The organism is Mycobacterium sp. UM_Kg27, from assembly GCF_000972905.1.
GTDB lineage: Bacteria > Actinomycetota > Actinomycetes > Mycobacteriales > Mycobacteriaceae > Mycobacterium.
Genome location: NZ_JRMM01000005.1, coordinates 1 through 13,550 on the forward strand (window position 1 = coordinate 1; position 13,550 = coordinate 13,550).

General features: G+C 66.8%; 14 protein-coding genes and 1 other RNA gene. 4 read left to right on the forward strand and 11 right to left on the reverse strand.

Translation table 11 applies throughout. The annotated features are described in order from the left end of the window. Positions 1-1,479 (reverse strand): aldehyde dehydrogenase family protein (locus LI94_RS01515; protein WP_046300079.1); only part of this gene is annotated, 1,479 nt, incomplete at its 3' end. A gap of 205 nt (positions 1,480-1,684) precedes the next feature. Between LI94_RS01515 and LI94_RS01520 the strand changes: the two genes are divergently transcribed. After that, the gene (locus LI94_RS01520; protein ID WP_125078215.1) at positions 1,685-2,125 is read left to right on the forward strand and encodes a hypothetical protein; all 441 of its coding nucleotides are present in this window, start codon (positions 1,685-1,687) and stop codon (positions 2,123-2,125) included. Between the two features lie 98 nt (positions 2,126-2,223). On the opposite strand, the gene LI94_RS01525 is transcribed toward LI94_RS01520, so the two are convergent. The 9 genes from LI94_RS01525 to prfB form a co-directional block, all read right to left on the reverse strand. Continuing rightward, positions 2,224-3,009: a glucose 1-dehydrogenase gene (locus LI94_RS01525; protein ID WP_046300080.1), complete on the reverse strand. Its 786-nt coding sequence runs from the start codon at positions 3,007-3,009 to the stop codon at positions 2,224-2,226. Between the two features lie 285 nt (positions 3,010-3,294). After that, positions 3,295-3,687, reverse strand: a transfer-messenger RNA (tmRNA) gene (gene ssrA, locus LI94_RS22075). 97 nt (positions 3,688-3,784) lie between these two features. Then, positions 3,785-4,630 (reverse strand): DMT family transporter, encoded by an 846-nt coding sequence (locus LI94_RS01530; RefSeq protein ID WP_192830887.1) that lies wholly within the window; start codon positions 4,628-4,630, stop codon positions 3,785-3,787. Further along, entirely contained in the window at positions 4,627-5,127 is a 501-nt protein-coding gene (gene smpB / locus LI94_RS01535; protein ID WP_024442487.1) for an SsrA-binding protein SmpB, read from the reverse strand. The genes LI94_RS01530 and smpB overlap by 4 nt, the downstream gene beginning before the upstream one ends. A gap of 2 nt (positions 5,128-5,129) precedes the next feature. Continuing rightward, the gene (ftsX, locus tag LI94_RS01540) at positions 5,130-6,023 is read right to left on the reverse strand and encodes a permease-like cell division protein FtsX (protein WP_046300081.1); all 894 of its coding nucleotides are present in this window, start codon (positions 6,021-6,023) and stop codon (positions 5,130-5,132) included. Position 6,024: 1 nt separating this feature from the next. Further along, entirely contained in the window at positions 6,025-6,714 is a 690-nt protein-coding gene (ftsE, locus tag LI94_RS01545; RefSeq protein ID WP_024442485.1) for a cell division ATP-binding protein FtsE, read from the reverse strand. 13 nt (positions 6,715-6,727) lie between these two features. Beyond that, positions 6,728-7,213 (reverse strand): hypothetical protein, encoded by a 486-nt coding sequence (locus LI94_RS01550; RefSeq protein WP_239651130.1) that lies wholly within the window; start codon positions 7,211-7,213, stop codon positions 6,728-6,730. Positions 7,214-7,257: 44 nt separating this feature from the next. After that, positions 7,258-8,160, reverse strand: a complete 903-nt coding sequence (locus LI94_RS01555) for a mechanosensitive ion channel family protein (protein WP_024442483.1) — start codon at positions 8,158-8,160, stop codon at positions 7,258-7,260. A gap of 4 nt (positions 8,161-8,164) precedes the next feature. Continuing rightward, positions 8,165-9,271: a peptide chain release factor 2 gene (gene prfB, locus LI94_RS01560; RefSeq protein ID WP_024442482.1), complete on the reverse strand. Its 1,107-nt coding sequence runs from the start codon at positions 9,269-9,271 to the stop codon at positions 8,165-8,167. 97 nt (positions 9,272-9,368) lie between these two features. Here prfB and LI94_RS01565 point away from each other — a divergent pair, with 97 nt between their 5' ends. Then, a complete protein-coding gene (locus tag LI94_RS01565) occupies positions 9,369-10,829 on the forward strand; it encodes an FAD-dependent oxidoreductase (protein ID WP_082105626.1) in 1,461 nt (486 codons plus the stop codon). A gap of 9 nt (positions 10,830-10,838) precedes the next feature. Here the strand turns inward: LI94_RS01565 and LI94_RS01570 are convergent, their stop codons facing one another. Continuing rightward, positions 10,839-11,162 (reverse strand): hypothetical protein, encoded by a 324-nt coding sequence (locus LI94_RS01570; protein ID WP_024442480.1) that lies wholly within the window; start codon positions 11,160-11,162, stop codon positions 10,839-10,841. Between the two features lie 23 nt (positions 11,163-11,185). Here LI94_RS01570 and hisN point away from each other — a divergent pair, with 23 nt between their 5' ends. Both hisN and LI94_RS01580 read left to right on the forward strand, forming a co-directional pair. After that, positions 11,186-11,998 carry a histidinol-phosphatase gene (hisN, locus tag LI94_RS01575; protein WP_046300082.1) on the forward strand — a complete coding sequence of 271 codons (813 nt, stop codon included), beginning with the start codon at positions 11,186-11,188 and terminating at the stop codon, positions 11,996-11,998. Positions 11,999-12,109: 111 nt separating this feature from the next. Beyond that, positions 12,110-13,513: an acyl-CoA dehydrogenase family protein gene (locus tag LI94_RS01580; protein ID WP_046300083.1), complete on the forward strand. Its 1,404-nt coding sequence runs from the start codon at positions 12,110-12,112 to the stop codon at positions 13,511-13,513. The last annotated feature ends 37 nt before the right edge of the window (positions 13,514-13,550 follow it).

A 13,550-nucleotide genomic window follows, 5' to 3' on the forward strand; every position in this document is an offset into this window, starting at 1 on the left:
ATGTGTATAAGAGACAGCCCCCAGTGCGATCGCCATCCGGCGTTTCGACGACGGGTACCACAGCAATTCGGACTTCTGAGTGGGCAGCCGCGGCGACGTAATCGCTTGCTGCCGACAATATTTGATGATTCCGGAAGCGCCACCGGCGCGGTAGCCGATGCCGGATTCTTTCCAGCCGCCCATCGGCAGCCCCGGACAGAAGACATTGACCAACGCGTCGTTGACGTTCACCGCGCCCACTTCCAGCCGACGCGCCAGCCGCTCGCCGCGGCGCCTATCGCCTGTCCACACCGTGGCCGACAATCCGTACGGTGAGTCGTTGGCCAGCCGGATGGCCTCGGTCTCGTCAGCGACCTTGATGACGGGCAGGGTCGGCCCGAAGGTCTCTTCGGTCATGCACGTCATGGACGAGTCGACGTCGGCGATCACGGTCGGGGCGAAGTAGGTTCCCACACCGGTCGCCTTGCCGCCTGCGACCACTCGAGCACCCGCGGCCGTCGCCTCGTCGACATGGCGTGCCACGATGTCGCGTTGCGCCGCGGTCGCCATGGCGCCCGTGTCCTTGTCCTGGCCCTGCTGCACGTCACCGACCCGGGCCGCCAGCTTGGCGACGAATTCGTCATAGACCGGCGCTTCGACGTAGACCCGCTCCACCGACACGCAGACCTGGCCGGAGTTGAACATCCCGCCCCACGCGATGCCGTTGGCGGCGCGGTCGAGGTCGGCGTCGGCCAACACGATCGCCGGGTCCTTACCGCCGAGCTCCAGACCGTAGGGAATCAACCGTTGCGCGCACGCCACCGCGACCTTGCGCCCGGTGGCCGTCGACCCGGTGAACTGCAGGAAGTCGGCGTGCTCGATCAGCGCCTGGCCGGTGTCGCCGTAGCCGGTGGTCAGGCCGAGCACCGGCGGTGCACCGATCTCGGCCCAACCGCGCACGAACTCGACCGCCGACAGCGGCGTCACTTCGGAGGGTTTGAGCAGCACGGCCGCGCCGGCCGCCAAAGCCGGCGGAATGTCGAGGCCGGGCATCGCGAACGGGAAGTTCCACGGCGTGATGACCCCGACCAGCGGGTAGGGACGGTAGGCGGTGGTGAACCGCTTGACGCGATAGAGCGGGCTGTGCGCCTTGGGATGCCGGTCGGCGAGAAACTCCTTGGCGTTCTTGGCCCAGTAGCCGATGGCGTCTGCCGTGGCGACCGCCTCCACGCTGGCGTCGACGTGCGACTTCCCGGTCTCGGAGATCAACACCTCGGTGATGTGATCGGCGTGGTCCAGGATCCAGTCCTGCCAGGCCAACAACCACCGCTTGCGCCCGCTCGGCCCGAGCCCCTCCCACTCCGGTTGGGCTGAAATCAGTTGGGCTGCCTTGGCGGCCACCGTCTGGGGATCGTCGATCGGCACGGTGCCCGACACGGCCCCGGTAGCGGGGTTGTGCACGGTGATCATCGACTCGGCCCTGGATTGCACTGCGGTCATGTCGCGCTCCAATTCAGATCCTGCGGGGAGGCTGTGACCTCGCCGTAGGTGATCGTCGGTTGCTGCCTGGGAATTTGTCAAGGTCAACCGTCGCGGAAACTTTGCCCGAGGCGCCCGGAGTACAGGGAAATCCCTGTATCCGATCGGTGCGAAGTCGCCTACTGTGCGAAATCAGCAGATCGTCACGCTGGGACTGGAGAGGCCGATGACTGATTGGGTATGGACGCGTTCTCGCCGATGGGTTGGGCGCTTCGTCGTCACCACTGCCAAAGCCGTCTCGGCCGGGGCTGCCGCGGGCATCGTCCTCGCCTGTGCACCGATGGCCTGGGCCGACCCGGAGCCCTCAACTCAGCAGGAGCCGGCCGAGAACCAGGAACAGCAGGACGAACAGCAGCAGAAGGGATTCTCGCCGCCGCGGCCCGATGCTCCCGACAACAACCCATCCAACAACAACCCGTCCAACGCCAACCCGCCGAACAACCCCACCAACAACGATGCCTCCAAGAAGGGCGACCTGGCGGACAAGAACTGCTGGATGTACAGCACCGGTCCCGAATGGTTCGCGCCCGGCGCCATGCCCAGGCCGGGGCTTCCCGGGGAGAAGGTCTGGCCCTGCTATTACGTGGCCGGTCTGACGCCGCACTAGGACTCCACTATCCAAGGCAACGCATATCGCGGGTTGGACCGCCGATCTCCCCTCATGAAAGTGCCGGTGTTCTATCGGTGGAACCAACGGGGAGAGCGCTATTGGGCGAGGTAGCCCCCGTCGACGGGCAACACGACGCCGGTGATGAAGGAGGCATCGTCGGAAGCGAGGAAGACTATGGCGCTGGCAACTTCGGCCGGTTCGCCGATACGGCCCATCGGGTGCATGCGTTCGACCGCCGCCAAATACTCTGAGCCTCCCGGCTCCTCCGGAAACCGTTTGACTCGCTCGGTGCGAATCGTTCCGGGGGCAACGGCGTTGACTCTGATTCCCCGGTCGGCCCACTCGACCGCCAAGTGCTTGGTCAAACCGGTGGCGATGAACTTGGCCGGCCCGTAGGCCGCCTGTCGCTTCTGCCCGGCCAGTCCCGAGATCGACGAGAGGCACACGATCGCGCCGCCGCCGGTTGGCAGCATTGCCTCGATTGCGTATTTGCACGTGAGGAACATGCCGCGGCCATCGATGGCCATCACGTTGTCCCAGTCGGTGGCGGTCACTTCTTGCGCATCGCCGAGCGGGATGATGCCGGCGTTGGCGACCAGCACATCGAGCCGTCCGAAGCGGTCGATCGCCGCGCCGATCATTCGTTCCGCGTCGCTCTGGACCGAGACGTCGCCGACGACGGTCTCAACCTGCGCCCCGGTGTGCCGCAGTTCCTCGGCGAGCGCCAGTAGCGGCTCGCCTTGAATGTCAGTCACGACCAGACGCGCACCTTCGCGTGCGAAGAGCACGGCGGTGGCCCGACCGATGCCAAGGGCTGCCCCGGTGATCACCGCCGACTTTCCCAGCAGGCGTCCTCGTGCGTCGGCTGCGCCGTCGGTCATCTGCGCGTCATCTCGGTCAACACCGTTCCTACTTCCTTGTGCGCCGAGCTTTCAACGCGACAGATGTCCACTCGATTTCGCGTGAGCGCATGACGGTGCGCAGCGCTGGCACACATCACGATCGAGGCCTCGCCACAGGGCGGGACGCGAACAGGATAAGCCCCAGCGGATCATCTCATCGGCGCAATCGCCACCGTGCAGGTGTAAGCGAGCGCCAGGTGCCTCGGTTGAGGTTGAGCTGGAACGGGGACGGGCCAGGACTTTTCGTCCTGGCCCGTCCCGCTTCGGTGGAGCTGCCGGGAATCGAACCCGGGTCCTACGGCATTCCCTCAAGACTTCTCCGTGCGCAGTTCGCTATGCCTCTACTTGGATCTCCCGGTCACGCGAACCAGCCGAGATGACGATCCCAGTCGCTGTTGGTGTCCCGATAAATCCCGCGACCGGACGTATCGGTGGATCCCTCTAGTCGATGCCAGGGTCCGGGCCGAGGGAGGTCCCGGTCTGACAGGCCCGCTATCGCTTAGGCAGCGAGAGCGAAGTCGCTCTGAAGAGCGACCTTAGCCGGAGTAAGTGCAACCTTGGCGCTTACTTGGTTACAGCGACGCTTAACGGTGGTCTCCTGCCTGCACCGGCACGCTTCCCTTGATTCGACACACGCAGTCGAAACCTTTCAGCCCCCTGTCTTGGGTGATTGCCGCCGACCGTCGGCGGACACTTCATGGTACGCGGTTCCAACGACAGACCGACGCCCGTTCATTCCATCGGCGCCGCACCGTCACCGCGCGGTGATCATTGCCACCGCCACCGCCGCCAGCACCATGCCGAGCACCTGTCCGCGGTGCACCCGCTCGCGCAGCACCACGATGGCCAGCACCACCGTCACCGCGGGGAACAGCGAAATCAGCACGCTGGCCAACGCCAGATCCGAACCGCGCAGCGCGAGCAGCATCGCGACATTGGCTGCGGTGTCCGACAGCCCCGCCACCAGCGCCAGCCTCAACGGCCTGCCCGTGGGCAACCGCAACTCACGCGCCCCGGTCGCCGCGGTGAACACCAGCACCGCGGCGGCCACCCGCGCGAACGCCAACGGCCACAGCCCGGAGTCGTCCGGCGCCTCGTGGATGAACACGAAGTCCAACCCGAACGCCATACCGGCGCCCACGGTCAGCCAAGCCACCTTGCGGGTGAAGCGGTGCGGCCGGACGTCCTCGTCGGTGGCCTGCCGGCTCACCAGGGCCACCGCCAGCAGTGCCAGCACGATCCCGCCGTCGGCCACCGTGCCGGGCCGCTCCCCCTGGATCAAGCCGATCCCCACCGGAACCCCGGCCGTCAGCACCGCTGAAATCGGAGACACCACCGCGATGGGCCCGGCACCCAGCGCGGCGTAGAACCACCAGCCGCCTAGCCCCAGCGCGACTCCGGAGGCCAGTCCCCAGCCGATCGCGCCCGGCGGAATCGGTCCGCCCACCGCGATGGCGAGCGTGCCCAGCAACACCAGCGCCACCGGGTAGGACACCAACACCACCCGCAGGGCGGGTACGCGACGCGCGGCGAGGCCACCGGCGAAATCGCTGACCCCGAAACCGGCCGCTGACAACAGCGCCAGGACGGCGCCGGTCACATGCCCTTGGCGCGCCGGCCCAGCGCACGGGTCACTTCGCGCTGCGCATCACGCTTGGCGAGGTCCTGCCGCTTGTCGTGGGCCTGCTTACCGCGTGCCAATGCCAATTCGACCTTGACCTTGCCTTCGGTGAAGTACACCGACAGCGGCACCAGGGTCAGGTTGCCGTCGCGGATCTTGCCGATCAGCATGTCGATCTGGCGTCGATGCAACAGCAACTTGCGCGTGCGTCGCGGCTCGTGATTGGTCCACGTCCCGTGGTGGTATTCGGGAATGTGCATGTTGCGCAGCCACACTTCGCCGTCATCGACGGTGGCGAACGCATCAACGAGTGAAGCCTGCCCGGCCCGCAGGCTCTTCACCTCGGTGCCCACCAGCGACACGCCCGCCTCGTACACGTCGAGAATCGAGTAGTTGTGGCGCGCTTTGCGATTCGACGCAACGATCTGCTTGTCCGGCTTCTTCTTGCTGCCCTTGTCCGCCGCTTTCTTAGCCATCGCTACCGCCGCACGTACAGCCGAAGCGTCACGTACGCGGTCGCTCCGGCCATCGCCGCGCCTAACAGCAGCAGGATGGGCGAGATGTAGAGGATGTCGGCGTAATCGATCCGCGCGATCAGATGCGCTTGATAGAACTGGCTGAGCGCATTGTCGAGGAACGCCGCTCGCACGATGATCAACCCGATGATCGCGATGATCACCCCCACCGTCGCGGCCAGTACCGCCTCCACCAGGAATGGCAGCTGCGTGTACCAGCGGCTGGCACCCACCAGACGCATGATGGAGACCTCGGTGCGCCGGGTATAGGCGGCGACCTGAACCATGTTGGCGATCAACAGCACCGCCCCCACCGCCTGCACCAGGGCGACCGCGAACGCAGCACTGCTCAGGCCGTCGAGCACGGCGAACAGCCGGTCGATCAACTTCTTCTGATTGAGCACGCTGAGCACACCCGGCTGGCCCTGCATCGCGGCGTCGAAATCCTTGCTCTGCTCCGGATTCTCCAGCTTGACGATGAACGACGCCGGGAAGGAATCCTTGCTCGCCACGTCCTTGAACTCGGGGAACTTACGGATCGCGTCGGCATAAGCGTCGTCGGAGTTGAGGTAGCGCACCGACTTCACGTCATCGCGGGTCTCGATCTGCTCGCGCAGCGCCTTGCACTCCTGGCCTTCGCAGTTCGGGTCGTCGGCAGCGACGTCGGGGTTCAGAAATACCTGCGATTCCACCCGGTCCAGGTAGATGTTGCGGGACTGGTCTGCCAGGCGCACCACCAGCAGGCCGCCGCCGAACAACCCGATCGAGATCGCCGTGGTGAGGATCATCGCCACCGTCATGGTGACGTTGCGGCGCAGGCCGGTGAGGACTTCGTTGAACAGGAATCCAAAGCGCACGTCAGCGGTCCATCCCGTAAACACCGCGCTGTTCGTCACGCACCAGCCGACCCAGTGACAGTTCGACGACGCGCTGGCGCATCGAGTCGACGATGTGGTGGTCGTGGGTCGCCATCAGCACCGTGGTTCCGGTGCGGTTGATCCGCTCCAGCAGATCCATGATGTCCTCACTCGTCTCCGGGTCCAGGTTTCCGGTCGGCTCGTCGGCCAGCAGCACCAGGGGCCGGTTGACGAAGGCCCGGGCGATCGCCACCCGCTGTTGCTCACCACCGGACAGCTCACCGGGCAGCCGGTTCGCTTTGCCGGACAACCCGACCATCTCCAGAACCTCGGGAACGACCCGGTTGATCATCTCCGGCTTCTTGCCGATCACCTCGAGCGCGAACGCGACGTTCTCGAACACGGTCTTCTGCTGCAGCAACCGGAAGTCCTGGAACACGCATCCGAGCACCTGCCGCAGGCTGGGGATGTGGCGGCCGGGCAGCTTGTTGACGTGAAACTTCGACACCTGAATGTCACCCGAGGTGGGTGTCTCCTCGGCCAGCAGCAGCCGCATGAACGTCGACTTGCCGGAGCCGGACGGCCCGATCAAGAACACGAACTCGCCCTTGTCGATCTTGACATTGACATTGTCCAGCGCCGGACGGGCCGACGATTTGTACTGCTTGGTGACATGGTCGAGCGTGATCATCACGGCACGAAGTTTAGCCGGGTGAGGCGCCCGGACCGGGCGGGGACGCGGGTGTGGGCGGCACAGGCACGGGCTGGCGAACATCCGGCGGCGCCTCGGGAGCCGGTGGGACCGGTCCGGCTTCCTCCGGCGGCGCCGGAGCGGGCGGCGGACACAGCGGCGGACAGAACGGGAATCCCGGCACCGGCGCCGGCGGCGGTGCACCGGCCGGCGACTCCGTCGGGGCGGGCGCCTCGGTGGTGGTTGGTGTCGGTGTGACGGTCTCGGTGACCGTCACCGGCGGCTGTTGCAGCTTGGTGCGCGGCACCCACGTGTAGGCCGGGTCGGGGATGAATCCCGGCGGCACCACCTGCGGGGCGGGCGGCGGCGTCGGCTCCGGCCGGTAGGTCTCGTAGACCCACCACACCGCGACGAAGGCGATGATCAGCGCCGCCGTGGACGTGCGGACCCGGCCGCCGAACAGATGCGCCGGCAGTTTCAGTCGCCTGCCGTCTGCCACCTCTGGCTTCTCCGGAACGTCGTCGGGCTTTCTGATGCTGAGTTTCACAGTGTCTCCACCGGCTTCACATCGCCGGCGGTGACCACGCCGGCCGCCGCCAGAGCCCGCACCACCTGGATGCGCAGCCGGCGACCCACCTCGAATTGTTTCCCGGGAAGGGTGCGAGCCACCATCCGCAGATTGACGACGCCGAGCTCGATGCTCTCCACGCCCATGATCGACGGCTGGTCCAACAGCAGGTCCCGCAGCGGAGCGTCGGCCTCGCGGGCGTTCTCACACACCTGGTGCAGCACCTCGTTGACGCGGGTCAGGTCGGCGGTGGTGGGTACCGGGATGTCGACGACGGCGCGCGCCCAGTCCTTGGACAAGTTCAGCGACCGGACGATGTTGCCGTTCGGCACGTTGTAGACCTCGCCGTTGGGGGTGCGCAGCTTCGTCACCCGCAGCGTGACTTCCTCGACCGTCCCCAGCGCTTCGGTCGGTGCTCCCACCATGGACAGCTGCACCAGATCGCCGAAGCCATACTGCTTTTCGGTGATGATGAAGAATCCGCTCAGCAGGTCCTGCACCAGCTTTTGGGCGCCGAAACCGATCGCGCCACCGAGCACCGCGGCCGGCCCCACCAGGGAGCCGACCGGAACGTCGAGGATGCTGGTGATCTGGACGGCGACCATCACGCACAGCAGCACCACCGACAGCCACGAGATCACCGAGGCAACGGCCTGGCGGTGCTTGGAGGCTTCAGACCGCACCAGCGCGTCGCTGGCCGCGAAGCCGCGTTCCAGCCGCCGGGTGACGCGGCGCGCCGCCCAGGTGATGAACCGCGATGCCAGCGCCGCCCCGATCAGCAGCAGGACGATTCGCAAGCCCTTGGTGATGACCCACTCGCCGATCTCACCGCGCCACAAGTCATGCCAGCGCTGCCCCGGAGAGAAAGCCAAGACCATCCGCTTAGTCGCCTTCCGGCCTGTTGCGCCACCGGATTCCGGCTTCGAGGAATCCGTCGATGTCACCGTCGAGCACCGCGGCCGGGTTGCCGACTTCGTACTCGGTACGCAGGTCCTTGACCATCTGGTAGGGGTGCAACACGTAGGAGCGCATCTGGTTGCCCCACGAACTGCCACCATCGCCTTTGAGCGCGTCCATCTCGGCTCGCTCTTCGGATCGCTTGCGTTCCATCAGCTTGGCCTGCAGCACCCGCATCGCCGAAACCTTGTTCTGCAACTGCGATTTTTCGTTCTGGCAGGTGACCACGATCCCGGTGGGGATGTGGGTGAGCCGCACCGCCGAGTCGGTGGTGTTCACCGACTGTCCGCCCGGCCCGCTGGAGCGGTACACATCGACCCGCACATCGCCCTCGGGGATGTCGATGTGGTCGGTGGTCTCCACCACCGGCAACACCTCGACCTCGGCGAACGACGTCTGCCGGCGCCCCTGGTTGTCGAACGGGCTGATCCGCACCAGACGGTGGGTGCCCTGCTCCACGGAGAGGGTGCCGTAGGCGAAGGGGGCGTGCACCGCGAAGGTGGCGCTCTTGATCCCGGCCTCTTCGGCGTAGGAGGTGTCGAACACCTCGACGCCGTACTTGTGCTGCTCGGCCCAGCGGATGTACATCCGCATCAGCATCTCGGCCCAGTCCGCGGCGTCCACGCCGCCCGCCCCGGAGCGGATCGTGACCAGCGCCTCGCGCTCGTCGTACTCCCCCGAGAGCAGGGTGCGGACTTCCATCGCGTCGATGTCCTCGCGCAGCCGGGCCAGTTCGGCGTCAGCCTCGGCGACCTCGTCAGCACCGCCTTCTTCAGCCGCCAACTCGTAGAGCACCGGAAGGTCGTCGACGCGCTGGCGCAACTCCTCCACCCGGCGCAGCTCGGCCTGAGCATGCGACAACTCGCTGGTCACCTTCTGGGCGCGGGCTTGGTCGTCCCACAGGTTCGGGTCGGATGCATCGCGTTCGAGATCGCTGATACGGCGGCGCAGGCCGTCGACATCGAGCACCCGCTCCACCGTGGTCAAGGTGGCGTCGAGGGCATCGATATCGGGCTGGCGGTCTGGTTCCACGTTTATCGAGGTTACCGGCGGCCATTGGCGTGCGACCTCTAGCATCGGGGTTACGCGGGTGCATGAACGACTTCCGACTCCGAAAGAAGGTTCGAGGATGCGGCCCTACCACGTGGCCATCGTCGGCTCCGGTCCCTCCGGCTACTTCGCTGCGGCATCGCTGCTCAAGCTTGCTGCCGGCGGTGAGGTCGACGTGCGCGTCGACATGCTGGAGATGCTGCCGACGCCGTGGGGCCTGGTGCGCTCGGGTGTGGCGCCGGATCACCCGAAGATCAAGTCGATCAGCGCCCAGTTCGAGAAGACCGCCGCCGATCCACGATTCCGGTTCTACGGCAACGTCACCGTGGGCGAGCACGTCATGCCCGAGGAACTGGCCGAGCGCTACGACGCGGTGATCTACGCAATCGGAGCGCAGTCGAATCGGCAGTTGGGCATTCCCGGGGAGGACCTTCCCGGCAGCGTCGCCGCGGTCGACTTCGTCGGCTGGTACAACGCCCACCCGCACTTCGCCGACCATGCACCCGACTTGACGTGCAAGCGCGCCATCGTGGTCGGCAACGGCAATGTGGCCCTGGACGTGGCCCGCATTCTGGTCAGTCAACCCGACGAACTGCGCCGCACCGACATCGCCGACCACGCGCTGGATCTGCTCGGCCCGCGCGGTGTCGAGGAGGTCGTGATCGTCGGTCGGCGCGGCCCGCTGCAGGCCACGTTCACCAGCCCCGAGCTACGCGAACTCGGCGACCTGAAGGGTCTCGACGACGTCGACGTGGTGATCGACGCCGCCGAGTTCGCCGGGATCACCGACGAGGACATCGAGGCGGCCGCCAAGCATCCCCGGCAGAACGTCAAAGTGCTGCGCACCTACGTCGGGCGCGAAACCCGTCCTGATCACCGCCGGATCGTCTTCCGGTTCTGCACGTCACCGATCGAGATCCGCGGCAACGGCCGGGTTGAGGAAATCGTGTTGGGACGCAACGAGCTGACGACCGACGAGAACGGTTGGGTCAGCGCCAATGACACCGGTGAGCGCGAGGTTCTGCCGGCCCAGTTGGTGGTGCGCTCCGTCGGGTATCGCGGGGTTCCGATGCCGGGATTGCCGTTCGACGATCGCAGCTGCACCATTCCGCACACCGACGGCCGCATCGAAGGCACCAGCAATCAGTACGTGGTCGGATGGATCAAGCGTGGACCTTCCGGGGTGATCGGTTCCAACAAGAGCGATTCGCAGGCCACCGTCGACACGCTCGCCGCAGATCTGGCCTCCCGGGCAGCGCAAGGCGGCCTACCCGACGTCGACGCCGACTATGAAGCGCAACTGCACCGTTGGTTGCTGTCTCGCCAGCCGGAACTGGTCACCGCCGAGCACTGGCAGCTGATCGATACCCACGAGCGCTCCACCGGCGAGCCGCACGGCCGCCCCCGGGTCAAGCTGACCAACGTCGCCGAGATGCTGCGGGTCGGGCACGGACCGGGCGCGACCGACTCCTGCCCGGATTGTGATGACGCGGGCCTGACGTCCTACCCGGTGGCATTGCCGGAGTCGCAGTCGCACTGACCGGGAACGTCAGTCGCCGATCGGCCCGATCAGATTCCAGTTGTCCGGATTGCGCGGCGAGTAGCGCACCGGCAGTAGATCGCCCACGCTCGGCCATTTGCTGACATCGACGGCGTAGCGCTGGTAGACCTCGTGCTCATCGACGGTGGGCCCATGCAGGACACCGGTGATGGTGACGTATTGCGGGCCGGTGGCCTCGGGCCGCGGGCTGACGCCGGTGACCAGCACGGTGCCGTCTTGGGCGCCCGAGCCCGGCCCCGAGCGCAGAAAACGCGGCGCGAGGAACACCGCCAGAACCGCCAGTAGCAACAGCAGTGCCCCAAACTCCCACATGTGGTCATGGTAGGACTTTCGCCATGGCGCAGATCAACGACAATCGCGACTCGCAGCTTCATCAAGACCTGACCCTGGCCCTGGGCCTGGCCGACCGGGCGGACGAAATCACCTTGGCGCGGTTCGGTGCGCTTGACCTGCGGGTCGACACCAAGCCCGACCTGACCCCGGTGACCGACGCCGACCAAGCGGTGGAAACCGCCCTGCGCGAGGTCCTGGTCGCCGAGCGTGCCGACGACCAGATCCTCGGCGAGGAATTCGGTGGCACCGCCACTTTCACTGGGCGCCAATGGATTATCGACCCGATCGACGGCACCAAGAACTTCGTGCGCGGGGTGCCGGTGTGGGCCACTCTGATCGCGTTGCTTGAAGACGGCGTCCCGATTCTGGGGGTGGTCAGCGCCCCGGCGTTGCACCGGCGGTGGTGGGCGACGCGCGGTCAGGGCGCGTTCGGGTCCGTCGCCGGCGGCCCGGCCCGGCCGCTGTCGGTCTCCTCGGTGGCCGATTTGGGCTCCTCCAGCCTGACGTTCGCCGGGCTGCCCTACTGGGCCGCGCGCGGCCTGCGGGAGCAGTTCCTGGGGCTGACCGAGGCGGTGTGGCGGGCACGCTCCTACGGCGACTTCTGGGCGTACTGCTTGGTCGCCGAGGGAGCTGTGGACGCAGCCATCGAGCCGGCAGTGTCGGTCTGGGATCTGGCGGCCGTCGACATCCTGGTGCGCGAAGCGGGCGGGGTGTTTACCGACCTGGCCGGTAACCCGGGCCCGCACGGCAACTGCGCGGTGGCCGCCAACCCCGCCCTGCACCAGCAGGTTTTGGCGGCTTTGGCCCCGGAATAGGCGGGCGTCCGGCGGGGGCCGTTGACGACTTGGTCACACCTTACTTCTGAGTCATCTTACTTCGGAGTAAGGTGGTCTCATCGATACCTTCCCATCGAGTGAGGCTCTGACATGACTGATATCGCTCCCGCCACCAACGGCTCAAAGGTTCGGTTGAACAGCCGCGCCAGCGGCGTCGGGTCGGTTCCGCACAAGCGCAGCCCGATCGCAACCGCACTGTCATTCGTCACGCCACTGGTCAGCCAGGAATTTCTGGACCGCTACGGTTTGCGGCAACCGCTCAACCGAGGTCTGAACTACGGCGTCAAGACGGTGTTCTCCGTCGCCGGAGCCTCCACCCGCCAGTTCAAGAAGGTCCAGGGCCTGGGCAAGGCCCCGGCCCGGCTCGGCGCCCCCGCCCGAAGCAAGGGTGGCGACTACTTCGACCTGACCCCCGATGATGACCAGCAGATGATCATCGACACGGTCGAGGAGTTCGCGGCCGAGCTGCTGCGCCCGGCCGCCCACGACGCCGACGAAGCCCTCGACTACCCGCGCGAGCTGCTCGGCAAGGCGGCCGAGTTGGGCATCACGGCGATCAACATCCCGGAGGACTTCGACGGGATCGCCGCACACCGTTCCGCGGTCACCAACGTGCTGGTCGCCGAGGCGCTGGGCTACGGCGACATGGGCCTGGCGCTGCCGATCCTGGCCCCCGGCGGGGTGGCTTCGGCGTTGACTCACTGGGGCAGCGCCGACCAACAGGCCACCTACCTGCCCGAGTTCGCCGGCGAGAAGGTCCCGCAGGCCTGTGTCGCGATCGTCGAGCCACAGCCGTTGTTCGACCCGACCAACCTCAAGACGACCGCGGTGCGCACCCCCAGCGGCTACCGGCTCGACGGCGTGAAGTCGTTGGTGGTGGCCGCCGCCGACGCCGAGTTGTTCATCGTGGCCGCCCAGCTCAACGGCAAGCCCGCGCTGTTCATCGTCGAGTCCTCGACGCCCGGCCTGACGGTGAAGGCCGACCCCAGCATGGGCCTGCGCGCCGCCGCCTTGGGCCAGCTCGAGCTGAACCAGGTGTCGGTGCCGCTGAGCGCCCGCCTCGGCGAGGAAGCCGCAACCGATTCCGACTACTCGCAGGCCATCGCGCTGTCCCGACTGGGCTGGGCCGCACTGGCGGTCGGCACCAGCCACGCGGTGCTCGACCATGTGATGCCCTACATCAAGGAGCGTGAGGCGTTCGGAGAGCCGATCGCCAACCGCCAGTCGGTGGCGTTCATGTGCGCCAATATCGCCATCGAACTCGACGGCCTGCGGCTGCTGACCTGGCGCGGTGCCTCGCGCTGCGAGCAGGGCCTGCCCTTCATCCGGGAGGCCGCGCTGGCCAAGCGCATCGCAACCGACAAGGGCATGCAGATCGGCCTGGACGGTGTGCAACTGCTCGGCGGCCACGGCTACACCAAGGAACACCCGGTCGAGCGCTGGTACCGCGATCTGCGGGCACTCGGTGTCGCCGAGGGCGTCCTGGTCATCTGAGTCATCGAAGACATCAAGCAAACTCCGCTGCGAACAC